The organism is Ruegeria sp. SATB027, assembly GCF_059613825.1.
Window position 1 is genome coordinate 81,244 of record NZ_JBXWTH010000047.1, and the last position, 22,112, is coordinate 103,355.

The window sequence follows — 22,112 nt, forward strand, 5'->3', positions numbered from 1 at the left end:
CGCCCAATACTGTGTATTTGCCCTTTGGGTCACAACCCTTAAGTCACACGCGTAACGGGAAGGTGAGAACGAATGGGTGTTTCACAGACTGCGCAAGATCCCTGCCGCCTTTGGGCCGCATGGCGGCAGAGCTCTTACCTCCTTTTATTATCAAGAATTTTGATGGTGATCCAAACAAACATTCGTTTCACTTATGTCTCTCCACATCCCATTTGTGGTTCCTGAAAGCTGAAACAGGAGACACAGATGTCACATGCAGATATTGCACCCCGGATACCCGACCTGCGTTCACGTATGATCCTGGCTATAGTTTTGGCCGGCGTTGCCGGGTTCGCGATTGGCCAATCCTGGCCCGCGCCCCAAGGTGGTTCACAGGTTCAGATCAGCCCTGCCACGGAAGATTGGCATGGAAATGTCCGCCGGTCCCATTGGTCGAATTGAAGGCCCGGCCTTATTCGATCCCCATCAACTGGGGGTCAAAGGGATATCTGGACAGGTTCTCATACCCGGTTTCGGTAATGAGAACCTGATCCTCAAGCTTGATGCTGAAATCGCCACCGACTTCACCGACGCAGGCTTCGACGCACAGCACCATGCCGGGCTCAAGCGGATAGTCATATGCGCCTTCGACGGCTTTGTCCGGATACGCAACCAGCGGCCATTCATCACACAATCCCACTCCGTGCATCAGGCAGCCGTATTTCTGCGCCTGAAACTTGTCATCAAGCCTGTGCGACATGGCGGTAAGTTCCGGGATCATTACACCGGGCTTCAGCATCTGCATGTTGGTCATGATATGTTCATGCGCGTGCTGCATGGCATAGATCATGTCAGGGCGGGGTTTTTGGTCACCAATCCACCATGTGCGCGAGATATCGATGCATATCCCGTATGACCCGATCAGGTCGGTGTCGAAGGCGATGATTTCGTTTTGCTGCGTGATGCGGGGGCCGCATTCCTGGAACCAGGGATTCGTGCGTTGGCCTGATGCCAGCAGGCGGGTTTCAATCCATTCGCCACCGCGCCGGATGTTTTCCGCGTGCAGAACAGCCCAGATATCATCCTCGGTTGTCTTTCCATTGCCGACATTCGCGCGTGCAAAGCGCTCCATCTCCGCCACAGCGGTTTCGCAGGCGTGATTGGCACAGCGCATGGCCAGAATCTCATCCGATCCCTTCACGGCACGGGTTTTTTCGGTCAGCTCTTCACCTTCCATGACCTCAAAGCCCTGCGCCTCAAGCGCGCGCAGACCGTGCAGCATGATCTTGTCGACAGCCAAACGTTTGTTGCCGCCGCCATGCGCATCGATCAGTACGCGCACCTCGTTCGAGAAAACATCTGCCGCAATATCCACCTTGTCGCCACGGTCGAAGTAAAACAGGTCCGCCCCTGAACGCTGTTCGCGCACCAGCGGATTGAACGTGCTGAGGAAAGGCGAGTTCTTGTAGTCCCAGATCACCATATAGCCATCGGCACATAACAGCACCGCGCGAAACGGGTTATGCGTGTTCCACAACTGCATGTTCGTGCTGTCGGTCGCATAGCGGATGTTCAGCGGGTCAAAAACCAGCAAGCCACCATATCCGCGATCAACGATGGCCTGCGTCAGTCGTTTCCAGCGGTGTTCCCGCATCCGGGCAAGATTGGGCAGTTCCAGACCTGTCGCAGCCCATTCGTCAAAAGCCAGCTGTGTCGGTCCGATCTCGATCCGGTCATTTTCGTTTGGCGTGCCATCACCCAGCGTAGCGCCTCGGCTGGGGTCAATCTTGCGCGTGTCTCGGTAATGCTTGTTCATGACGGACCTCGTAGCTTGTTCAGTCAAACCTAAGGTGCCCATATGGATCGTCTTGGAAAAATGCGACGGCGATCCTGTCGTTTTCGACCGACAAATATCTCGACCCATGCTAAGTCGCTGGTATGAATGAAATTCTGCAAGAAAAAATACCGTATGATGTCGGCGACCCACGTGCATTACCGGGTATCCAGCCTGCAACGATGGAAAACTGGTTGCATCGGGACGAGGCTTTTGCCGGTCAGATGCAACGCCGGCAGAAGCTGCTGACGGAACGCCGCGAAGACGTTCTGGCGCTTGATCCGCAGGCTGAACCCGCCGCTCGGGAGCTGCTCGACCTTGTGCTGTCGCAGGTCTATCCCAATGCGGGTGAGCAGGTCGTCAGACCCGACGGAGTAAGTGTCGCAGTCGACCGGGCGCAGCCGCTTGATACATTGTGTAAGCTGGTTCAGGAGGATTTTTGCATCCTGCAAAAGCGCGGAACTGAACATGTTTTGACCGGCGCAATCCTGTGTTTCCCGGCCAGCTGGCTTTTGTCCGAAAAATTCATGCGACCACTGATCGACATCCATGTGCCTGTCGCAAGTTACGACGAAAATATCGCCAAGCGGGTGCAGCGCCTGTTCGACGGGATACAGCCCGGTCGTCCGCTCTGGCGCTTTAACGCGCTTTGGTATGAAGACCCCGAACTGTTTCAGCCCCGAAGCGCCAGTGACAGGCGGGGCGACACAGATCGACGTAAAACGTCCTACTTGCGAAGCGAGCGGCAAACCCTGCTGCGCTTGCCGAAAACGGATGCGGTCGTCTTTTCAATCCACACTTATATTCTGGCCGCGAACGCGGTTCCCAAAATGGAAAACCCCACCTGAAGGCGGGGCATCCAAGGAGGGTCTTCTGTAATTCTCTTATTGGCCCAAGGCGGCCGCAACATCGGCAAACGCGTTCGTTGCGTTCAGGGCAACTATCGCGAAGGTAAAGACAAGCACCTGTGTGTTGAGGCGAAAATCTTCACCCCGGATCAGATTGACGGCAGCCATTGACAGGGCAATCGGGGTCGAAACGCCAGCCAGTACACCCGTCATGCACCAACTGCTGAGACGCAGAACGTCACTTGGCTTTACGACACCATCTTCGTCATCGAACGTTTCCTGACCTGGCCTGTTTGTATCTTCACTGCGAAACGCGATGCTGAGCAATTGTTCATCTGTCAGCTGGATCGGGCGGGACGTCGAAGCATGAAGAACACTTATGGCGTCATCGTTCTCGGGCACATTCACCCCCGAGAATTGCCCGGTCAGCGACTGAAAAATTTGTTTTCTGTCGCGTGTTCGGCTGGGGGCCAGAGTGTCAAAGGCGCTCATGAACTGCTCGACCGTCAGAACCGTGTGTGGCGACAGCCATTCAACGCGCCGGGTCGAACAAATATCGACCATGCGATACAGAATGACGACCATCATCAGTTCCGAAATCTCGGAGTCATCCAGCAGGGGGGAAACCGGCGTGATCGAAAGAACCAACCTGTTCTGCGGATTTGCGGCGCGGGGTTTTGTTATCGTTTTTAGCCCCGCGGCGCGATCCATACGCTCGTACCGGTCTTCCTGCTCGGGGGTGCCTGTATCCAAGGTCAGTCGCACAAGGTACTGACTTGAAACAATGCTTGCTTCGGAATTGCTCAGCAACGCCTTGCGTTCGACCAGATGGCCGTAATCTTCCAGCGTCGTGGCAACGATTGTGCCAAAACGCTCGATCGCGCCATTTGCGTCGCCATTGAATTGCAGGCCGCCATGGTAGCTGTGCTTCCGAGCCACTGCACTGTCCTTTTTTGCGTACTGTTCAGCAAACACTGTAACAACCATTCGTGAGGAGAATTTGGCGGAAAATGCAAAAAAGGTGATCTTACCCCGGCATTGGTTACGCATTGGAAACCAAGAAACTAAAGGCTTTTGTTTGTCACTGTGGCGGAAATGTGGCGAAAGCGGGTGCGGAGTGTGTTTTTGGTGCGACCGGGCTATTGGTCGATTCGGGCGGCCATGATTGCTATGGATTGCTGATAAACAGAGGCCGCGTTCCACTGTTGCAGCACTTGAAAATTCCGCTCCCCTGGCTGATAGCCACGCCCTGGCTTCCACCCTTTCTTGCGAAGAAAATTGGCGGTCGAGGCAAGCGCGTCGGTCATGTCATAGAAGTCCACCCGACGGTCGCCGGTGGCATCGACGCCATAGGTCAGAGCGTTGCCCGGCAGGAACTGAGTGTGACCCAACTCGCCATGTTTTGCCCCTTTTGTCGCCACGGTAATGCTTCCTGCATCGACCAGTTTCAGTGCCCCGATTGCGTGCGGAACAAAGAACTCGGACCGGCGACAATCATAGGCCAGTGTCGTGATTGCGGAAACAACCTGACTGTCTCCCATAAAATTGCCAAAGCCGGTTTCCATGCCGTGAATGGCGATCAGAACGCCCGCCGGAACACCGTATTGCCGTTCAAGAGCAGCATAGAAATCGGGATTTGCCGCCTTGCGTTTGCGCCCCTGCGCGACGATTGCATCAGCACCTCTGACACGCATGAATTTGTCCAGTGTGTATTTGAAGCTTTTCTGATTGCGATCCGCCGCAATTGTGCCCGTGGCATATTGCGCCTGGGCAAGCGCCTGAAGGCCCTTCTTTTTCACACCAGCCTTGCGGGCCTGCTGGGCGAAATCGGCCTTCCAGGCCTCGAACCCCGCGCTGGTATTCCCACAAGGCGCGGCCAGAAGGGGCGAAGACACAAGCAGGGCGATTAATACGTAAAGACGAAACATGCAGATAATCCGATGGTGTTGAAATCTGTGGCCAGCCTACCTTGAGCTTTGAATTGGGCAAAGCAGTTCGTTGGAGTGGCTCCAACCGCTCCTGCAAACGCCTCTTGATTGATCTGCGGAGCGCCGTTGAAGGGTTTCAGCATCGGACACATAGCAAGGGCGAAGGTAAAAAGTGTGTATTCTGCGCCGTGGCACCCGAAAAGACTGAACAGCGGCAGACCGGCGCAAATGAAACAGGGGCGCCCGTTTGAGCGCCCCTGCAAATCCATGCCGTGGTTGCTTAGCAGCTGTAATACATGCCGTATTCAACCGGGTGTGGTGTGTGCTCGTAGGTTTCGACCTCTTCCATCTTCAGGGCGATGTAGCCGTCGATCTGGTCCTTGGTGAACACGTCACCTTGCAGCAGGAAGTCGTGATCCGATGCCAGCGCTTCCAGCGCTTCACGCAAGCTGCCGCAGACAGTCGGGATACCGGCCAGTTCCTCGGCAGGCAGATCGTACAGGTTCTTGTCCATGGCTTCGCCCGGATCGATCTTGTTTTTGATGCCGTCAAGGCCGGCCATCAACAGAGCGGCAAACGCCAGGTAGGGGTTTGCAGCCGGATCGGGGAAACGAGCCTCGACGCGCTTGGCTTTGGGGCTTTCAGTCCATGGAATACGAACACAACCCGAACGGTTACGGGCCGAGTAGGCGCGCAGAACGGGGGCTTCGAAACCGGGGATCAAACGCTTGTAGCTGTTGGTAGCCGGGTTGGTGAAGGCGTTCAGGGTCTTGGCGTGCTTCAGGATACCGCCGATGAAGTACAGCGCTTCGTCCGAAAGATCAGCGTATTTGTCGCCCGCGAACAGTGGCTTGCCGTCTTTCCAGATTGACATGTTCACGTGCATGCCGGTGCCGTTGTCACCTGCGATAGGCTTCGGCATGAAGGTTGCCGATTTGCCGTACGCATGAGCCACGTTGTGGATGACATATTTGTACTTTTGCAGCTCATCCGCCTGCTTGGTCAGGCTGTCGAAGATCAGGCCCAGCTCGTGCTGGCAAGACGCAACTTCGTGGTGGTGCTTGTCGACCTTCATGCCCAGACGCTTCATGGTCGACAGCATTTCCGACCGCAGGTCCTGCGCTTCGTCGATCGGGTTCACCGGGAAGTATCCACCCTTGACGCCCGGACGGTGGCCCGTATTGCCCATTTCGTATTCGGTGTCGGTGTTCCATGATGCGTCAGTTGCATCAACTTCGTAGGATACCTTGTTGATTGTGTTCGAATAACGGACATCGTCAAACAGGAAAAACTCGGCTTCGGGACCCATATATGCGACGTCACCGATTCCTGATGCCTTCAGGTATGCTTCGGCTTTCTGCGCTGTGCCGCGCGGGTCACGCTCATAGGCTTCGCCTGTATCGGGTTCGACAACCGAGCAGTGCACGCAAATGGTTTTCTCTGCGTAGAACGGATCAACATATGCACTTTCGGTATCGATCATCAGCTTCATGTCCGAAGCTTCGATCGACTTCCATCCTGCGATCGACGAACCATCAAACATGAAGCCTTCGTCCAGGAAGTCTTCATCGACCTGATCGGCCATCAGGGTCACGTGCTGCAGCTTGCCGCGGGGGTCGGTGAAACGGACGTCGACATATTCGGCGCCCTCTTCCTTGATCAGCTGAAGAACTGCGTCCTTGCTCATTCTCTTGATTCCTCTGACTTGAAGATTGGTATATTAGAGCGCGTCCGAGCCGGTCTCGCCGGTACGGATGCGAATGGCTTGTTCAACCGGAGAGACAAAGATCTTTCCGTCGCCGATCTTGTCGGTCTTGGCAGCCGACACGATGGCTTCGATGGCGGCATCAACCTGGTCATCGTCCAATACGACCTCGACCTTCACCTTGGGCAAAAAGTCGACAACATATTCCGCGCCACGATACAGCTCGGTATGGCCTTTCTGACGGCCGAAACCTTTGACTTCGACGACGCTGAGACCCTGAACACCTACGTCCTGCAACGCCTCTTTCACTTCGTCCAGTTTGAACGGCTTGATGATCGCTTCGATCTTTTTCATTCCGGCTCACCTTGAATGGTTGTCTCAGGCGCAGTGATCACGTCTAAGATCGGGCAGCAACGTGATTGCGGTATCGGTCGGGTCGGTATCCGTTGAAATCAGGCTCTGTGCTAAATTTTAGGCGGTTTGCACAAAAAGTAATCGAAATTGAATCGTGCGAAGGTGTGATATGACGGAATTGCTGACAGCAGCGCAGATGAAAGCCATCGAGCACGCGGCCATCAGGTCCGGTGAGGTTACGGGTTTGGAGCTGATGGAGCGGGCAGGGCAAGGTGTTGTCGAGGCGATCTTCGAGGAATGGCCGGATCTGGACAGGCGAGGGGCCAGCCCCTCGCGCTCCCCGGAGTATTTGGAAAAAGATGAAGAGAATCCGCTGCGTGCAGTCGTATTGTGCGGCCCCGGAAACAACGGCGGTGACGGGTTTGTCGTGGCGCGGCTTTTGCGGGAACTGGGTTGGAAGGTTGAGGTATTCCTGTATGGCGATCCCGAAAAGTTGCCGCCGGATGCCCGGGTGAATTATGAGCGATGGGGTGGTTCGGCAAAGGATGTATCTGAGATCGCACGGGGCAGAATCTTGTATCCGGATATTCTCATCGACGCATTGTTTGGGACCGGTCTAACACGATCGATTGAAGATGTGAGGCTATGGGAAATTCTCTGGGCATATGATGACGCTGAGACGGCATGGGAGTTGCGGCGTCAGGATGCGGGTACGCACATAGTTCCTCCACGCACGGTCGCGATAGACGTTCCTTCAGGTCTTTGCGCAGACTCAGGCAAAGTCGTGGGAGAACTTTTCCCTCAGCATGGGCGTCGCTGTGCACGATCAGCACTTACGGTTTCGTTTCATTCGAGAAAGCTTGGCCACGTGCTGAGTGAGGGACCATATTTTTGCGGACATGTTGTCACGAAAGATATCGGGTTGAGGCAGGATGCGGAGGGCGACGAGATTTCGAAGGCTGTGGATAATCTGCCTGGGGTTTGCCTTGGTAAGAGTATGAATGAGCACAAATACACCCATGGGCATGCCCTGATCCTTTCCGGTGGGCCCGGCAAGACCGGTGCGGCGGGACTGGCCGCGCGGGGGGCGTTGCGGATTGGGGCAGGGTTGGTGACGCTGGGGGTGCCATCCTTGGCTTTGGCAGAGGTTGCGAGCCGGATCACCGCCCTCATGCTACAGTGCGTTGATGGTTCTCAAATGCTGTCAGACGTACTGCAGGACGTGCGGATGAACGCCCTTTGTCTGGGCCCCGGTTTGGGGTTGGAGCGAGCCCGGGACCTGGTGCCAGTCGCCCTGATTGCGAAACGTGCGACGGTTCTGGATGCGGATGCGCTGACGGCATTTGCGGGCGATCCCGGGAACTTGTTTGAAATGTTGCATGACCACTGCGTTCTGACCCCGCATGGCGGTGAGTTTGCGCGGCTGTTCCCCGATCTGGCTGAAAAGCTGAGCGAAACGCCGGTCAGAGGCCCCGCCTATTCCAAGGTGGACGCAACGCGAGAGGCGGCGGCGCGCGCGGGATGCATCGTGTTGTTCAAAGGGCCGGATACTGTCATAGCGGCGCCGGACGGGCGATGTTCGATCAATGCCGCATGCTATGGTCGCGCGGCCCCTTGGCTTGCAACCGCCGGGTCAGGCGATGTGTTGGCCGGTTACATCGCCGGGCTATTGGCGCGGGGATTCGATGCGATGGCGGCGGCTGAGACAGCAGCGTGGCTGCACGTGGAATGCGCGCGTCGTTTCGGGCCGGGATTGATCGCCGAGGATCTGCCTGAGCAGTTGCCCGATGTTTTCAAACAGCTGAATATCTAGTTGTTTTGGGCAGAAAGCAGCTCAGGCTCTGTCAGAATGGCATGTTTTCGCTGTCAAGATGTGCGCAGATGCATACCGCATATTTGCCAGGTGCATAGGCAGGCATCACTAATCGTTTGCAAGCTGCCAGTACGAGATGGAGCCTTATCTTGTAAGTTAATGAAAAATAATGTAAAATGTCAATATTATTAGTATGTTCTGTTGCTAAAATACAATTCTTGCGTAAGACAAGGCGCAGACCACTGGAATGCTCGGATTCAGTAAACAAATGGGCAGTATCTGAACCCCGAACCAACTATGGTGAGTGAAATGACCCCAAATATCAAAAAGATATCGGTTGCCGCCTTTCTGACTGCCACGGTCGCTGTTCCGGCAGCCGCAGAGCTGAAATACGAAAATAACAGCGGCGGCTATGTGCTGCTTTACGGGCAGTTAAACCCGGCCTTGATTTCGGTTGATGACGGCCAAGATACCGAGACCCGGGTCCTCGACAACGATCTGTCGAACAGCCGGGTCGGCCTGCGTCTGATGCAGTCATTTGGCCAGAACGAGTTTACCTTCCGCTTGGAATCGGCGTTGGGCTTGCCGAACTCGACTGAATGGAACCAGAACGGTACAAGCTTTAGCGGCTGGACCCGCGACGATATCCGGTTTGTGGATTTTGCCTTGAAGGGCAGCTACGGCAAGTTCTCGGCAGGTCAGGGCAGCATGGCGGCAGATGGTGCTGCAGAAGTGGACCTGTCCTATGTCGGCACCGCGCTGTACTCGTTCACAAACGATGAGAACTCTGGCTTTTTCTATCGCGGCACAAACGGTGTGCTGAGTGGTATTACGGTTGGTGACAGTTCCAGCAACTTTGATGGCTCACGTCGTGGGCGCGTCCGGTATGACACTCCAACGGTTAACGGATTCTCGGCCGCTTTTGCATATGGTCAGAACATTCTGTCCAGCAGTGACGATGATGACTACTACGATGTCGGCGTGTTCTATGAAAACACCTTTGCAGGCGGTGTAGAGTTTGCGGCAGCTGTCGCGTATTCGGTGCGGGAGCGGGATGACAATTCAGGGGATCGCAAGGATACACTCGGTTCGGCCTCGGTGCTGTTGCCCAGCGGTCTGGGGTTCACGATTGCCGGCGGCACGCGTGACGATGACCGAGCTGGCCAGACGGACCCGAATTACTGGTACGGCAAGGTCTCGTACGAGGGGAACTGGGTATCCTGGGGTAAGACAGGTGTCGGCATCGACTATTATGACGGCGCGGATTTCGAAACCAACGGTTCCGACACCAAGGCATGGGGTATCGCTGTCGTGCAGAAGGTCGAAGCGATCAATACCGATGTTTACCTGAAGTATCGCAACCACGATTTCGATGACGGAACGTCGTTCGAAAACAACGAAGCCTGGGTACTGGGCGCGCGCTGGAAGTTTTAATTGCCTTCCAGCGAGCCAACACGAACGCCCCGGTTTTCGGGGCGTTCTTTTTTGCCAAAACCAGGTTGATTCAGCCTTTGCCCCTTGCACGTTGGCGGCAGGGCAAATAGAAGGCGTCAAATTTGCCCGGCGCGCCCGTTTTGCGCGCCCCGAATCCTATGGGGACTACCAAAATGCAGGTTACCGAGACGCTGAACGAAGGTCTGAAACGCGGCTACAACATCGTTGTGACCGCAGCCGAACTGGACGACAAGGTCAATGAAAAGCTGACCGAAGCACAGCCGGAAATCGAAATGAAAGGCTTCCGCAAAGGCAAGGTGCCGATGGCGCTGCTGAAAAAGCAGTTTGGCCAGCGCCTGCTGGGTGAGGCGATGCAGGAATCCATCGACGGTGCGATGAACAAGCATTTTGAAGACAGCGGCGACCGCCCCGCGCTGCAGCCCGAAGTCAAGATGACCAACGAGGACTGGAAAGAAGGCGACGATATCGAGGTCGCGATGTCCTACGAAGCGCTGCCCGCGATCCCTGAGGTTGATCTGAAATCGGTCGCGCTGGACAAGCTGATCGTCAAGGCGGATGACGCCGCCGTCGAGGAAGCGCTGAACAACCTGGCTGAAACCGCTCAGGACTTCAAAGCCCGCCGCAAGGGTTCGAAAGCCAAGGAAGGCGACCAGATCGTGTTCGATTTTGTCGGCAAGGTTGATGGTGAAGAATTCGAAGGTGGATCGGCCGAAGATTACCCGCTGGTTCTGGGCTCGAACAGCTTCATCCCCGGTTTTGAAGACCAGCTGGTCGGCGTGAAGGCCGAGGAAGAAAAAGACGTCAACGTGACCTTCCCGGAAGAATATGGTGCCGAACACCTGGCCGGAAAAGACGCGGTCTTTACCTGCACGATCAAAGAAGTGAAAGAGCCGGTTGCAGCCGAGATCAACGATGATCTGGCGATGAAGTTCGGCGCCGAGGATCTGGCCGCTCTGAAAACTCAGATTTCGGAACGCCTGGAAGCAGAATATGCGGGCGCGTCGCGCGCTGTCATGAAGCGGGCCCTGCTGGACGTGCTGGACGAAAAAGTGTCGTTCGACCTGCCGCCGTCGCTGGTCGAAGCCGAAGCCAAGCAGATTGCACATCAGCTGTGGCACGAGGAAAACCCTGAAGTAACCGGTCATGACCACGATGAGATCGAACCCACCGATGAGCACAACAAGCTGGCCGAACGCCGCGTGCGTCTGGGTCTGCTGCTGGCCGAGCTGGGCCAGAAGGCAGAGGTGGAAGTCACCGACGCCGAGATGACCCAAGCGATCATGAACCAGGCGCGTCAGTACCCGGGTCAGGAACGCCAGTTCTTCGAGTTCGTGCAGCAGAACGCTCAGATGCAGCAGCAACTGCGCGCGCCGATCTTCGAAGACAAGGTTGTCGACTATGTGTTCGAGCTGGCGCAGGTCAGCGACAAGGAAGTCAGCAAAGACGACCTGCAAAAAGCCATTGAGGCACTGGAAGAGGAATAATCCTCTTCCTTCCCTCTTTTTTCAGAGAGGGCAAAAAAACGGAGCCGCCTGAGATCAGACGGCTCCGCATGGGTGGCTTTTGTGTCTATGAGGTGAGGGGGTCAGGCCTCATGAGCAAAAGCACGGGGGGTATCTAGCAGAGCGATCTTCTGCTCTGGTGTGAACGTATCCGAGAGCGCTTCGATCAGCTTCAGAACGTCTTGGCGTTCAGCTTCGTTTCTTGCGGCGCTCATCTGTTCCACAAAATACTTCTCAAGATCAGTCAGTGGCTTGTGATCCTGATTGGCCGGGCTCTGGGTTTCTGCCTTCTTGGCTGCAAACAGTGCCAGTGCCTCTTCGTCATCCATAAAGACGTTCTCATGGATGCCTGCAAACTCACGCAGGCCCGAGATGCGTTCATCGGTACAATCCAACAGCGCGGCCAGTGCCGAAACTTTCCCCATGGGAACCGTTTCGCCGACATAGTCATATGGCGCGCAATTCGACCGTTTCAGGACCCGGTCCATAACCGGATCGATTACGGTGATGATATCCTGAATGCCTGCGTTCTTGGCATATTCCAGAGAGCCGATCATCAGCTCGCAGGTGGCATAAGAGACAGAATTCTTTTCCTTGCCGCGTGTAAGACGCTGCGTGTCCACACAGAAGCGTGTCGATTCCCACATGGTTGCGCTGCGAAGTGGTGCTTCCCCGCAAAGGATTGCCGAAAACACATCCGACAACATATGAGGTCCTGTGGTCTGAAGGGCACGCACGGCTGCGACGACATTCCCCCCGTCGTCGAGTCCGATTACATATGCCGGGTCCAGATGATCGAATTCATCAATTTCCTTGCCGTCTTCGATCTTTACGTCCCATCCAAGACGTCCGCCAAAAACACGTGCTCTCAACTCGAACATTTCGTCAAGAACTTCGCTGAACATATGTCTGTTCAGGCCATCTACCACGATGATCATTTCTTCCCCCTTCGAGTGGTTGTTCGGTAATATTGACGTTACCGCTCTCGAAGGATTTTTCTATTGGGGGATTCCCGTATTTTGGCGGAATTTGGGGATTTTTTTGTTTATCCCGGGGTAATAAGCCCGATCGCTATCGCCCGCCCTACGGCCTGAGGGGTGGTCAGCGCACTAAGCTTTTCCCGGCTCGAACGCAAGTGTACTTCTACGGTTCGGTGCGAAATCGACAAAATATCGCCGATATCCTGCTGCGACTTACCTGCAGCGACCCATTGCAGGATTTCCGCTTCGCGAGAGGACAATGTCGGATGATATAGTGCGCCGGTCAGCTGATCCGAGGACACGACGTTGTCGTGGATGTGCACGGCCATGGCCTGCAAATCGCCGATAAAGTTCGTGTAAAGCTTACGCCACTCTTCCTTGCTGCAATTTCGGGTTGCGCTCAGCAGGCCAATATCACCGTAGGGGCCACGTACCGGGATCGTAACACCCTGACTGGGCAAGCCAAAATCGTGAGCATACCGGAAAACGCGTTGAAAATCTGGGCTTCTTTCGAGACGGCTCCAATCCACCGGCGCGATACTGCGGCGGGCCATGTGGATGGTCGGATCGATCATGATCAGACCCTGTTTCTGGTAGTGCTCAGTCCAGGCGTCGTCATAGGTGACAAAGCCAGCCACAGTTCCTGCCGCCGGATTCATGCCAGCGTAGGCAGCATGATCCATGTCATGCTTCTCACAGATTTGCCTTAGAAATTCGGTATATCGAACTTCAGAATCCGGCAGAGTGCTCAGATCGACAATTTCCATGTGGCGCCTACCAGCTGTGGCCCATCTTGCCGCCCGATGGTGTCGTCGAGCATGCGTATTACACAGAGTGGAACCCGTTTACCTCACCAAGTCAGAACACCATACTTTTCTAAACATGACAAGGAGAGGTCTTAATTGTCTGTGCAATACAGGATATTGCGACAACCAATAGAGCATTTTTGTCACTATTCACTCTCAAGTGCTGATTTTGGTCGATTTCTGACGCGAATGACCGTCAGGGTGCAGGTCTCAACCCGGTTTCGACCAGCATTCCTCGGGCTTTAGCTTCGGGATAAAAACCTTTGGCGTACAGAAAAATTGCCCTGCGTTGGTCCCCATCTGAAAGCATCCACGCCCCGTGCAAGTACTTCCCGGCAAACTCAAGGTTGGTGTCGGCGTCCAGCAAACCTTCGGCTTTGCCGGTGTATCCCATCGAGCGCGCCGTGGCTGGCAGGATCTGTAGAAGGCCGTAATAGGGCCGGTTGACGGCCCATGGTCGGTGTGTGCTTTCGCGAATGGCCAGCTTGTGAACCAGTTCCCGCGGAATCTCGTAATGGTCCGCCCATCTGTTGATCGAAGCTCTCAGCTCGGGCGTTTCATTCGGGTGGAGCGGCGGGTCAAAATGTGGCGTACCCGCCTTGGAGACCTGGTCTGCCCCGCAGGCAACCAACGACACAAATAGAAACAGTGCCAGGAAACTTTGGCGCAGATAAACAAGCATTTTTCGGTCCTCTGGATTTCGGCGGCAATGATACGGAACGACAATGAGCCTTCAAGCGTACACGGGGAAATGGGCTGAAACTTGCCGGTACGACACGTGAACACAAAGGGAAAAAAGAAAAGGCCGCGCTTTGGCGCGGCCTTTAGGATGCTCACAAGCAGCCGGATCAGGCTTTGGCTTCGTCTTCCGCAACCGGTGCCGCGTCGGCAACCATGTCATCATCATCCGAAGCGGCCGAGCCGATGTCGTCGAACAGTTCGGCGATTTCGAATTCAGCAGCGGCTTCTTCTTCAGCAGCCAGTTCCTGAATCGATTTGCCCGAAGCCTGCAGTTCGGCTTCTTCTGCCGAACGGGCCACGTTCATTTTGATTTCGACTTCAACCTCGGGGTGCAGTTTCACTGCGACAGTGTGCAGACCCAGTTCCTTGATCGGGGCGATCAGGACAATCTGTTTCTTGTCGACGGTGAAACCTGCTTCGGTTGCGGCGTCAGCGGCGTCACGCGGGGTGACCGAACCGTACAGAGCGCCGGCATCCGATGCCGAGCGAATCACGATGAACTGCTGACCGTCCAGCTTTTCAGCCAGTGCTTCAGCTTCTTTCTTGGTTTCCAGGTTGCGGGCCTCAAGCTGCGCTTTCTGGGCTTCGAACGACGCGATGTTGGCGTCGGACGCGCTCAGGGCTTTGCCTTGGGGCAGCAGGAAGTTGCGGGCGTAGCCGGGCTTGACGTCAACGACGTCGCCCATCTGACCCAGTTTCGCAACGCGTTCCAGCAGGATAACTTGCATGTCAGTCTCTCCTTACTTTACAGCGTAGGGCAGCAGGGCGAGGAAGCGGGCGCGCTTGATAGCACGGGCCAGTTCACGCTGCTTTTTCGCCGAAACGGCGGTGATGCGCGAAGGCACAATCTTGCCACGCTCAGAGATGTAGCGCTGCAGCAGACGGGTGTCTTTGTAGTCGATTTTCGGCGCATTCTCACCCGAGAACGGGCAGACCTTGCGGCGGCGGAAAAATGGTTTTGCGGCCATGGTTTAGTGTCCTTTTCTCAGGCGTTGATCAACGGCGCTCGCGGCGATCGCCACGTTCGTCACGCTTCTGCATCTGAACCGACGGACCATCTTCGTGGCCGTCGACCTTGATGGTCAGAACGCGCATGACGTCTTCATGCAGGCGCATCAGGCGCTCCATTTCCTGCACCGCGCCCGAGGGGGCATCGGTTTTCAGAAAGGCATAATGGCCCTTGCGGTTTTTGTTGATCTTGTAGGCCATCGTCTTGACGCCCCAGTACTCGCTATCAACCAGCTTGCCGCCGTTGTCAGCCAGAACGGTGCCGAAATGTTCGACGAGGCTTTCCGCCTGCGCGTTGGACAGATCCTGACGCGCGATCATTACATGCTCATACAGTGGCATGTGCACTCCTGTTTATATCAAGGCGCATTTCATAGGCGGGGCCAAACGTTCCTTCGCGACCCTGCCACGAGAGGCTGCGCGATTCATACGACTGCGAAGGATGGCCCCATATACACGTCTGAGCCACAAGGGCAAGCCCTGCCACATATGCCTCTGAGACGCCGCCCAAATTCCTTTGGGCCGCCCAATTGCTGACGCTTTTCGGCTCAAAGTTGTTTTGCATACCGGACATCAACCGGATCAACAGAATTTCGAAAGTAACCTTAAAAGGGTGACGTGTTATGACCGCTACTAACACAAACGCATATCAGGAAAACGTTGCCGGCTCGCGATTTGAGAATTCAGTGCCGGTAATGATCACGTTTGCACCTAACTGGAAGGCCCGCCTGATCCTGGCGCGGATGGTCGGGGCGTTTTTGATCGTTTCTGCGTTCTCAATGTGGTTGATGCCCGGATCGGTGGTCGGCGCAGATGTTTGGCCGATCAAGATGGCGGCATCCATGCTGTTTCTGGTCGTTGGTGTCGCCCTGCTGACAATCGAGGTTCTTGACCCGCGCCCTGACGCCTATTTCGACCCGATCCGCCGCGAAGTTCGGGTGTTGCAGAAAAACGAAGACGGACGCCCTCAGACTGTCCTGCGCCGCAGCTATGACTCGCTGGGTGGGGCACGTTTCGAAGAGAATGAAGTTCATCTGTTTGACGTGGACGGAAGTCTTTTGATGAAGCTGCCACTTGAATCGGCGGATGTCAGCCGGGCGCTGAAAGGTCAGCTTAGCAAAAGCGTAACAATTTTCGGCTGAGTTTTATTCTGTTCAAAAAAGAACAGAAGTTGTGAATCAAAAAAGGTTGTGTGCTGCCCTTGGGTGGCACATTTTGCATTCAAGCAGTCCTGACGGACTGCATTCACAAAACCGCGGAGATTGATATGAAATCCACCCTTCTTGCTGCTGCATTGGCCGTATCAGCGACAACGGCATTCGCCAGCGCCGAGAAATACGTGTTGGATCCCAGCCACAGCCAAGTCATTTTCAGCTATGACCACCTTGGGTTTTCAACCACGACTGGCATGTTTTCCGGCTTTGAAGGCGAGATCATGTTTGACCAGGAAAACCCCGCCGCTTCGAGCGTGAACGTTTCGATGCCCGTGTTGGAGATGTTTACCGGCTGGAAGCCCCGTGAAGATCACTTCATGACCGAGGATTTCTTTGGCGCGGCCGAAGGAGATTTGATCACCTTTACATCTACAGGAATCGAAGTGACCGGTGACAACACCGCGAACATCACCGGCGATCTGACGATGAACGGTGTGACCAAATCGGTTGTTCTGGACGCAAAGCTCAACAAGGCCGACACTCACCCGATGGCAAATCAGCCCTGGGCGGGTTTCAATGCCACAACAACGCTGGTCCGTAGCGAATTCGACCTGGGTCAGTTTGCACCGTTTGTCAGCGACGAAGTGCAGATCCAGATTTCGGTCGAGGCACAAAAAGCCGAGTAGTCGCGGAATCACGAACAGAAAAACGCCGGTGATCAAATCACCGGCGTTTTTTTTGCCTTACTGACCGCGTGCCGCAGTGAGTTCTACGGATACTGCGACGGTAAAGCCCAGCGAGTCTTCGGTAGGCTGCGATGTGCCTACATCAAACGCCAGCCGGTTAAGCTCGGTCGTGCCCGCCATTGTGGCTGTGTCGCCCTGAAGATCCAGCGAGAAGGGCAAAACGACGTCGATCGACTTGTCGCGAATTGTAAGCGGGCCGCGCGCCTCGTACCCATTTTCTGTTTTATAAAGGTCGGCTTTGAACTGGGCAGTTGGGAACCGGGCGTTATCGAAGAAATCCGGCCCCATGGCCTGATCGGTTACGGTTCCAAGACTAAGCGAGCCAATGGCTATCGTGACATCTACAGATCCCGCCAATCCCGGGTCTGTGGGCTCGTCAAAGGCAATTGCTGCCGTCCAGTCGGAAAACGTACCCGTAACGGGGCTGTTCAGTTGCGAAATGGTAATCGACAGCGTGCCGTTCTGAACCTGCCATTCAGATTGAACCTCGGCCAGTTGGACATCCGGGGTTTCTTCAACGTTTTGGGCAAGCTTTCCAGTTGCCCAGCCACCGGTGACGACGACGCCCCAGACCGCCAGTGCCGCGACGGCTGGAATCAGTGAATGGGTTTGATGTGGTGGTTCCGGCACATCAGACAGGCCCGGTAACATCCGGCGCAATGTGCTGTCCTTGTCGATGACGTGATGTTTCAGCGCACCTGCGACATGCAGGACAAGGGAAACAACCAGAACCCACATGAATAGCCAGTGCAGAACCCCTGTAACCTCGGCCACGGCGGTGGATTTCGGTACAAAAGGCAGGTTTTGGCCGAAGGGCAAAAGGATTGGGGCAAAGCCTTCGGTCGCGGCGTGGTGAATCCAACCAGTCAGCGGTACAAGGACCAGCGAACCGTAAAGCAGCCAGTGGACGGTTTCAGCGGCGAAGGCTTCGGGCTTGTTGTCAGCATTCAGAAGGCCGGGCTTGGTTTGGGTGAGCGCCCAGAGAATGCGGGCCAATGCCACGAAGAACACGGTGACCCCGACGGTCTTGTGCAACGAGAACACGCGCGCGGCGCGGGCAATTTCCACCTCGGTAGGGGCAGTCGCCGAGTGTAATACCGCATGCGCCAGATTGTCTGCGACCCAGCCGAGGGGCAAAGCTGTGAAGATCAGCAACGCGGTCAGCCAATGAAACGTCTTTGCGATGCTGCCGTAGCTTGAAAAGGAATTGGTCGATTGCATATGTCGGGCGCTCCGGGATTCTAGGGTGTGCCCAAGGTAAAGCCGGATGAAACAGACACAAGTGAGCGCGGGTGCACACAAAAGGTGCCAGAATGTAGAAAGCAGGCAATACTTGTGCCAGACGGTCAGTCAGTTTACACCCCGCCGCAACCTGACACCATCCATGAGGTTGCAATGACACTCGCGTTCGTTTTCCCGGGGCAAGGCGCCCAGACCATAGGTATGGGCAAAGCTTTGGCTGAGGCCTACCCGGCAGCTCAGGCCATCTTCGATGAGGTGGACGACGCGTTGGGCGAGAAGTTGAGCAGCCTGATCTGGGACGGCGATATTGCTGACCTTACACTGACCCAGAATGCCCAACCCGCGTTGATGGCAACATCGATGGCAGCCATGCGCGCTTTGGAAGCCGAAGGCGTATCAGTCAGCAAGGCGGCTTTTGTGGCGGGGCATTCGCTGGGTGAATACTCGGCCCTGGCCGCGGCGGGTACCTTGTCTGTTGCAGATACAGCGCGTCTGTTGCGCACCCGTGGTCAGGCCATGCAAAGCGCCGTACCCGTGGGCGAGGGGGCCATGGCCGCCATTTTGGGGCTGGATCTGGAGGCCGTGCGCGCTGTGGCGGAAGAAGCCGCACAGGGCGAGGTCTGTCAGGCCGCAAATGACAACGATCCCACGCAGGTCGTCGTGTCGGGTTCAAAAGCGGCTGTCGAGCGCGCAGCCGAGATCGCCAAGGAAAAAGGCGCAAAACGTGCTGTTATGTTGCCTGTAAGTGCTCCATTTCACTGCGCGCTGATGAAACCTGCTGCAGATGTAATGGCAGAAGCGCTTGCTGCCGTCGAAATTAAGGCCCCTGTCATACCTTTGGTGGCTAATGTGCGCGCCGAGGCTGTCAGCGATCCGGATCTGATCCGTCAATTGCTGGTCGAGCAGGTGACGGGTTCGGTTCGCTGGCGGGAAAGCGTGCAATATATGGCGGCACAAGGCGTGACCGAAACATGGGAAATCGGCGCTGGCAAAGCGCTGTCCGGTATGATCCGCAAGATCGATCGCGAAATCGCGGGTAAGGCTGTGGGCACACCGGAAGATGTTCAAAAGGCCATTCAGGCCGAATCGTAAGCAGAATTTGCGTTGTAGCCGACGCAACAAGAGGGAAACCGAATGTTTGATTTAACAGGTAAGAATGCGCTGATCACCGGTGCTTCGGGCGGTATCGGAGGCGACATTGCACGTGCGTTGCATGGCGCCGGTGCAACGGTTGGATTGTCCGGTACACGCGTTGAACCGCTGCAGGCTCTGGCCGACGAACTGGGCGAACGCGCACATGTTCTGCCTTGCAACTTAAGTGATCCGGAAGCCGTTGAAGCGTTGCCAAAGCAAGCGGCCGAGGCGATGGGATCGGTAGACATTCTTGTAAACAACGCCGGAATCACGCGCGACAATCTGTTCATGCGCATGTCTGATGAAGAATGGCAAAGCGTCATTGACGTGAACATGACCTCGACCATGAAACTGTGCAAAGGGGTGATCCGGGGCATGATGAAGGCGCGCTGGGGCCGTATCGTCAATATCTCGTCCGTGGTGGCCGCAATCGGCAATCCGGGGCAGGCGAACTATGCCGCGTCCAAGGCCGGTATGATCGGGTTTTCCAAGGCTTTGGCCCACGAAGTTGCGACACGCGGAATTACTGTGAATTCCGTGGCACCTGGATTTATCACGACGGCCATGACCGAGAAACTGACCGAGGAACAGAAAAAGGGTCTGTTGCTCAAGGTTCCGGCCGGTCGCATGGGCGATCCCGAGGAAATTGCAGCTGCCGTTCTGTATCTTTCCAGCCCCGAAGCGGGCTATGTTACCGGAAGCACCTTGCATGTGAACGGTGGTATGGCCATGTTGTGAGCGCGACAGGGGCGAGTGCGAAAGCGTTTGCCTCTTGCGTCGACTATGCTATAGGCGGCGCATCTATGCGGGGCCGGTCGTTCAGGTCGGCCTTCTATTTCCCGGTTCGCCGGGACCGAAACCGCCCAAAACGGGCAAACCAAAGCCAACCCGTGCGGGCAAGGGCAGAATCGGGCGGACCGCCCTGTAAAGGAATGAGGAATTGACATGAGCGACGTCGCAGATCGCGTTAAGAAGATCGTTGTTGAGCACCTGGGTGTTGAAGAAGATAAAGTCGTGGAAAACGCGTCCTTCATCGACGATCTGGGCGCAGACAGCCTGGACACTGTTGAGCTGGTCATGGCCTTCGAAGAAGAGTTCGGCATCGAGATCCCCGATGACGCAGCCGAGACCATCCAGACCTTTGGCGACGCCGTCAAGTTCATCAGCGAAGCGTCCTAAGCGTTTCTTTCTGATTAAAATCGGCGCTTCCGGGCAACGGGGGCGCCGTTTTTTTATGCCTGCCCGAATTTCGGGCTTGCGTGGCTATTGTGGCCTGCGCACTGTTTCCACTGAGGCAAAACTCAAAGTGGACAGGGTATGATAAGATCCACTCCGATGATAAATACCGCGCGTTTGACGCTGTGCGCTATGCGCCCAGAGGACTTTGACCGGTTCGCGGAAATCTGGCGTAACCCTTGCGTCGTGCGGCATATCGGCGGTTCTCCCCGATCGCGTGGCGAAGCGTGGGACTCGTTCTTGCGTAATGCGGGGCATTGGCAGATGGCTGGTTTTGGTCAGTGGGGCGTAATGCAGCAATCGAATCGCAAGCTGATCGGGCAAGCCGGATTCTTCTATAGCAACCGATGCATGGGCGACGATTTCGACGGCTTCCCCGAGGCAGGGTGGGTTCTGGTCCCCGAAGCACAGGGGCAGGGATTGGGATACGAGGCCGCCAAGGCTGCGCATGACTGGTTTGACCGGGTGATTCCCGGACCGTTGGTCGCGATGATAAACGCTTCAAATACATCCTCGCAGAAACTCGCCAAAAAGCTTGGCTATGTTTTGATGCGGGAAGGGGTGTATAATGAAACCCCGGTACACTTGTTACGACGCAACGGACCGCCAGCCCGCGCGTAAGTTCGCCACTTAATCAGTATGCCGCAAAATGGCCAAACTGTGCCGATCCCGGAGATTTCGGGCGGGCATTCCAGTTGTATGGTGCCGGGGATTTCAAAACGATTGAGCGGAGGACCGAGCTCATGAGGATTTACCCCACGATGGAACTGCAGAACGGCCGGTGTGTCTCGCTGGACAAGGGTCGTCTGGAAGAAGCGATGATCTGGCACGTGAATCCGGTAGAAACCGCACGGAGCTGGGCAGAGGCGGGTGCCGAATGGATGCACCTGACGGATTTCGACGCGATCGAGGGCAAGGATACCAACGCGCAGCTGGTCGGAGATATCATTCGCAAGGCCGAGATTCCGGTGCAGCTGGCGGGTGGCATGCGCACGCGCGAACAGATTGAGCGCTGGATCGACAAGGGCGCGGGCCGCGTTGTGGTTGGCACGCTGGCCGCGCGCGAACCGAACCTGGTCAAGGAACTGGCCAAGCTTTACCCGGATCAGATCGTGCTGTCGGTTGATGTCTGGCAAGGCCTTGTTATGACTGACGGCTGGCGCAGCCAAAGTGCATTCACGCCCGAAGCCTTTATTGATGCGTTCGGCGATGCGCCGTTTGCCGCCATCGTGGTGACGGATATCGACAGTGACATGGAAGATGTCGAGGCACAGCTTGGTCTGATCTCGCGACTGGCAAACCATTCGCGTACCCCGGTGATTGCCAGCGGCGTCGTGCGCACAGCAGACGATATCTCGCGGCTGGCATACATCCCCAATATCTCGGGCGCGATTGTCGGGCGTGCGCTGTTTCGCAAGACACTGGACTTGGCCAAAGCACTTGAAACTGCCAAATCGGCCCACGAGCCGGTCGCACAGTTTCAGTAAGCAACTCCGCCCTTTCGGCTGAACGCGCGAAAGGGCGGTTTTGACAAGCGCCGAATTTCCGGTTTCCTTGGGCATTCGGCGGCAGAACGCCGGGGCGGAAAGAACCGTTGCTCTTGCCCCCGCACCCCGGGCCGGGGTATGAGCGGTTCTCATAACAGGA

Annotated in this window: 24 protein-coding genes; 12 read left to right on the forward strand and 12 right to left on the reverse strand. The window is 55.9% G+C overall.

The genetic code is table 11. The features are described from left to right. Positions 1-246 precede the first annotated feature (246 nt). A complete protein-coding gene (locus AC2FPW_RS14070; protein ID WP_480584891.1) occupies positions 247-441 on the forward strand; it encodes a hypothetical protein in 195 nt (64 codons plus the stop codon). A 10-nt stretch (positions 442-451) separates the two neighbouring features. Here AC2FPW_RS14070 and dddP read toward each other — a convergent pair whose 3' ends face one another. Then, a complete protein-coding gene (dddP, locus tag AC2FPW_RS14075) occupies positions 452-1,795 on the reverse strand; it encodes a dimethylsulfonioproprionate lyase DddP (RefSeq protein WP_496814201.1) in 1,344 nt (447 codons plus the stop codon). 122 nt (positions 1,796-1,917) lie between these two features. Here dddP and AC2FPW_RS14080 point away from each other — a divergent pair, with 122 nt between their 5' ends. After that, a complete protein-coding gene (locus tag AC2FPW_RS14080) occupies positions 1,918-2,661 on the forward strand; it encodes a heme-dependent oxidative N-demethylase family protein (RefSeq protein WP_496814203.1) in 744 nt (247 codons plus the stop codon). Between the two features lie 36 nt (positions 2,662-2,697). On the opposite strand, the gene AC2FPW_RS14085 is transcribed toward AC2FPW_RS14080, so the two are convergent. The 4 genes from AC2FPW_RS14085 to AC2FPW_RS14100 all read right to left on the reverse strand — a co-directional run bounded on the left by AC2FPW_RS14085 (position 2,698) and on the right by AC2FPW_RS14100 (position 6,648). After that, entirely contained in the window at positions 2,698-3,600 is a 903-nt protein-coding gene (locus AC2FPW_RS14085; RefSeq protein ID WP_496814205.1) for a hypothetical protein, read from the reverse strand. 200 nt (positions 3,601-3,800) lie between these two features. Beyond that, positions 3,801-4,589 (reverse strand): lytic murein transglycosylase, encoded by a 789-nt coding sequence (locus AC2FPW_RS14090; RefSeq protein WP_480545399.1) that lies wholly within the window; start codon positions 4,587-4,589, stop codon positions 3,801-3,803. A gap of 280 nt (positions 4,590-4,869) precedes the next feature. Next, positions 4,870-6,276, reverse strand: coding sequence for a type I glutamate--ammonia ligase (gene glnA, locus AC2FPW_RS14095; RefSeq protein WP_267366350.1), 1,407 nt, complete (start codon positions 6,274-6,276; stop codon positions 4,870-4,872). A 33-nt stretch (positions 6,277-6,309) separates the two neighbouring features. Beyond that, entirely contained in the window at positions 6,310-6,648 is a 339-nt protein-coding gene (locus AC2FPW_RS14100; RefSeq protein ID WP_209503542.1) for a P-II family nitrogen regulator, read from the reverse strand. A gap of 169 nt (positions 6,649-6,817) precedes the next feature. Between AC2FPW_RS14100 and AC2FPW_RS14105 the strand changes: the two genes are divergently transcribed. The 3 genes from AC2FPW_RS14105 (at position 6,818) to tig (ending at position 11,400) form a co-directional block, all read left to right on the forward strand. Then, positions 6,818-8,461: an NAD(P)H-hydrate dehydratase gene (locus AC2FPW_RS14105; protein ID WP_496814207.1), complete on the forward strand. Its 1,644-nt coding sequence runs from the start codon at positions 6,818-6,820 to the stop codon at positions 8,459-8,461. 309 nt (positions 8,462-8,770) lie between these two features. Beyond that, on the forward strand, positions 8,771-9,895 hold the full coding sequence (locus AC2FPW_RS14110; protein WP_496814209.1) for a porin: 1,125 nt from the start codon (positions 8,771-8,773) through the stop codon (positions 9,893-9,895). 173 nt (positions 9,896-10,068) lie between these two features. Beyond that, a complete protein-coding gene (gene tig, locus AC2FPW_RS14115) occupies positions 10,069-11,400 on the forward strand; it encodes a trigger factor (protein WP_480909754.1) in 1,332 nt (443 codons plus the stop codon). A gap of 101 nt (positions 11,401-11,501) precedes the next feature. Here the strand turns inward: tig and AC2FPW_RS14120 are convergent, their stop codons facing one another. The 6 genes from AC2FPW_RS14120 to rpsF form a co-directional block, all read right to left on the reverse strand. Beyond that, on the reverse strand, positions 11,502-12,356 hold the full coding sequence (locus tag AC2FPW_RS14120; protein WP_496814211.1) for an acyl-homoserine-lactone synthase: 855 nt from the start codon (positions 12,354-12,356) through the stop codon (positions 11,502-11,504). Positions 12,357-12,463: 107 nt separating this feature from the next. Continuing rightward, positions 12,464-13,165 carry an autoinducer binding domain-containing protein gene (locus tag AC2FPW_RS14125; RefSeq protein ID WP_496814212.1) on the reverse strand — a complete coding sequence of 234 codons (702 nt, stop codon included), beginning with the start codon at positions 13,163-13,165 and terminating at the stop codon, positions 12,464-12,466. A 235-nt stretch (positions 13,166-13,400) separates the two neighbouring features. After that, a complete protein-coding gene (locus AC2FPW_RS14130) occupies positions 13,401-13,886 on the reverse strand; it encodes a transglycosylase SLT domain-containing protein (RefSeq protein ID WP_496814214.1) in 486 nt (161 codons plus the stop codon). Between the two features lie 166 nt (positions 13,887-14,052). Next, entirely contained in the window at positions 14,053-14,673 is a 621-nt protein-coding gene (gene rplI, locus AC2FPW_RS14135; RefSeq protein WP_267364588.1) for a 50S ribosomal protein L9, read from the reverse strand. Between the two features lie 12 nt (positions 14,674-14,685). After that, on the reverse strand, positions 14,686-14,913 hold the full coding sequence (gene rpsR, locus AC2FPW_RS14140; RefSeq protein ID WP_005608650.1) for a 30S ribosomal protein S18: 228 nt from the start codon (positions 14,911-14,913) through the stop codon (positions 14,686-14,688). 28 nt (positions 14,914-14,941) lie between these two features. Next, a complete protein-coding gene (gene rpsF, locus AC2FPW_RS14145) occupies positions 14,942-15,295 on the reverse strand; it encodes a 30S ribosomal protein S6 (RefSeq protein WP_170610248.1) in 354 nt (117 codons plus the stop codon). A gap of 281 nt (positions 15,296-15,576) precedes the next feature. Here rpsF and AC2FPW_RS14150 point away from each other — a divergent pair, with 281 nt between their 5' ends. Continuing rightward, positions 15,577-16,095, forward strand: coding sequence for a hypothetical protein (locus AC2FPW_RS14150; protein WP_480612228.1), 519 nt, complete (start codon positions 15,577-15,579; stop codon positions 16,093-16,095). Positions 16,096-16,220: 125 nt separating this feature from the next. After that, complete coding sequence (locus AC2FPW_RS14155) at positions 16,221-16,793, forward strand: YceI family protein (RefSeq protein ID WP_267364582.1); 573 nt, start codon at positions 16,221-16,223, stop codon at positions 16,791-16,793. A gap of 57 nt (positions 16,794-16,850) precedes the next feature. Here AC2FPW_RS14155 and AC2FPW_RS14160 read toward each other — a convergent pair whose 3' ends face one another. Beyond that, positions 16,851-18,074 carry a cytochrome b/b6 domain-containing protein gene (locus AC2FPW_RS14160; protein WP_496814215.1) on the reverse strand — a complete coding sequence of 408 codons (1,224 nt, stop codon included), beginning with the start codon at positions 18,072-18,074 and terminating at the stop codon, positions 16,851-16,853. A gap of 174 nt (positions 18,075-18,248) precedes the next feature. Between AC2FPW_RS14160 and fabD the strand changes: the two genes are divergently transcribed. The 5 genes from fabD (at position 18,249) to AC2FPW_RS14185 (ending at position 21,952) form a co-directional block, all read left to right on the forward strand. Further along, complete coding sequence (gene fabD / locus AC2FPW_RS14165) at positions 18,249-19,187, forward strand: ACP S-malonyltransferase (protein ID WP_496814217.1); 939 nt, start codon at positions 18,249-18,251, stop codon at positions 19,185-19,187. Between the two features lie 42 nt (positions 19,188-19,229). Further along, positions 19,230-19,967, forward strand: a complete 738-nt coding sequence (fabG, locus tag AC2FPW_RS14170) for a 3-oxoacyl-[acyl-carrier-protein] reductase (RefSeq protein ID WP_480473386.1) — start codon at positions 19,230-19,232, stop codon at positions 19,965-19,967. Between the two features lie 207 nt (positions 19,968-20,174). Next, entirely contained in the window at positions 20,175-20,408 is a 234-nt protein-coding gene (locus AC2FPW_RS14175; protein WP_050602116.1) for an acyl carrier protein, read from the forward strand. 138 nt (positions 20,409-20,546) lie between these two features. Next, entirely contained in the window at positions 20,547-21,086 is a 540-nt protein-coding gene (locus AC2FPW_RS14180) for a GNAT family N-acetyltransferase (protein WP_267364575.1), read from the forward strand. Positions 21,087-21,208: 122 nt separating this feature from the next. Further along, complete coding sequence (locus tag AC2FPW_RS14185) at positions 21,209-21,952, forward strand: 1-(5-phosphoribosyl)-5-[(5-phosphoribosylamino)methylideneamino]imidazole-4-carboxamide isomerase (protein ID WP_267364574.1); 744 nt, start codon at positions 21,209-21,211, stop codon at positions 21,950-21,952. The last annotated feature ends 160 nt before the right edge of the window (positions 21,953-22,112 follow it).

Coding starts and splice junctions, on each gene's coding strand:
- AC2FPW_RS14185 (WP_267364574.1), top strand. CDS start 21,209: ATGAGGATTTACCCCACGATGGAACTGCAGAACGGCCGGTGTGTCTCG.
- AC2FPW_RS14150 (WP_480612228.1), top strand. CDS start 15,577: ATGACCGCTACTAACACAAACGCATATCAGGAAAACGTTGCCGGCTCG.
- fabD (WP_496814217.1), top strand. CDS start 18,249: ATGACACTCGCGTTCGTTTTCCCGGGGCAAGGCGCCCAGACCATAGGT.
- tig (WP_480909754.1), top strand. CDS start 10,069: ATGCAGGTTACCGAGACGCTGAACGAAGGTCTGAAACGCGGCTACAAC.
- AC2FPW_RS14130 (WP_496814214.1), bottom strand. CDS start 13,886: ATGCTTGTTTATCTGCGCCAAAGTTTCCTGGCACTGTTTCTATTTGTG.
- AC2FPW_RS14110 (WP_496814209.1), top strand. CDS start 8,771: ATGACCCCAAATATCAAAAAGATATCGGTTGCCGCCTTTCTGACTGCC.
- AC2FPW_RS14070 (WP_480584891.1), top strand. CDS start 247: ATGTCACATGCAGATATTGCACCCCGGATACCCGACCTGCGTTCACGT.
- AC2FPW_RS14175 (WP_050602116.1), top strand. CDS start 20,175: ATGAGCGACGTCGCAGATCGCGTTAAGAAGATCGTTGTTGAGCACCTG.
- AC2FPW_RS14105 (WP_496814207.1), top strand. CDS start 6,818: ATGACGGAATTGCTGACAGCAGCGCAGATGAAAGCCATCGAGCACGCG.
- glnA (WP_267366350.1), bottom strand. CDS start 6,276: ATGAGCAAGGACGCAGTTCTTCAGCTGATCAAGGAAGAGGGCGCCGAA.
- AC2FPW_RS14120 (WP_496814211.1), bottom strand. CDS start 12,356: ATGATCATCGTGGTAGATGGCCTGAACAGACATATGTTCAGCGAAGTT.
- AC2FPW_RS14080 (WP_496814203.1), top strand. CDS start 1,918: ATGAATGAAATTCTGCAAGAAAAAATACCGTATGATGTCGGCGACCCA.
- AC2FPW_RS14155 (WP_267364582.1), top strand. CDS start 16,221: ATGAAATCCACCCTTCTTGCTGCTGCATTGGCCGTATCAGCGACAACG.
- rpsF (WP_170610248.1), bottom strand. CDS start 15,295: ATGCCACTGTATGAGCATGTAATGATCGCGCGTCAGGATCTGTCCAAC.
- dddP (WP_496814201.1), bottom strand. CDS start 1,795: ATGAACAAGCATTACCGAGACACGCGCAAGATTGACCCCAGCCGAGGC.
- AC2FPW_RS14125 (WP_496814212.1), bottom strand. CDS start 13,165: ATGGAAATTGTCGATCTGAGCACTCTGCCGGATTCTGAAGTTCGATAT.
- fabG (WP_480473386.1), top strand. CDS start 19,230: ATGTTTGATTTAACAGGTAAGAATGCGCTGATCACCGGTGCTTCGGGC.
- AC2FPW_RS14090 (WP_480545399.1), bottom strand. CDS start 4,589: ATGTTTCGTCTTTACGTATTAATCGCCCTGCTTGTGTCTTCGCCCCTT.
- AC2FPW_RS14100 (WP_209503542.1), bottom strand. CDS start 6,648: ATGAAAAAGATCGAAGCGATCATCAAGCCGTTCAAACTGGACGAAGTG.
- rpsR (WP_005608650.1), bottom strand. CDS start 14,913: ATGGCCGCAAAACCATTTTTCCGCCGCCGCAAGGTCTGCCCGTTCTCG.
- AC2FPW_RS14160 (WP_496814215.1), bottom strand. CDS start 18,074: ATGCAATCGACCAATTCCTTTTCAAGCTACGGCAGCATCGCAAAGACG.
- rplI (WP_267364588.1), bottom strand. CDS start 14,673: ATGCAAGTTATCCTGCTGGAACGCGTTGCGAAACTGGGTCAGATGGGC.
- AC2FPW_RS14180 (WP_267364575.1), top strand. CDS start 20,547: ATGATAAGATCCACTCCGATGATAAATACCGCGCGTTTGACGCTGTGC.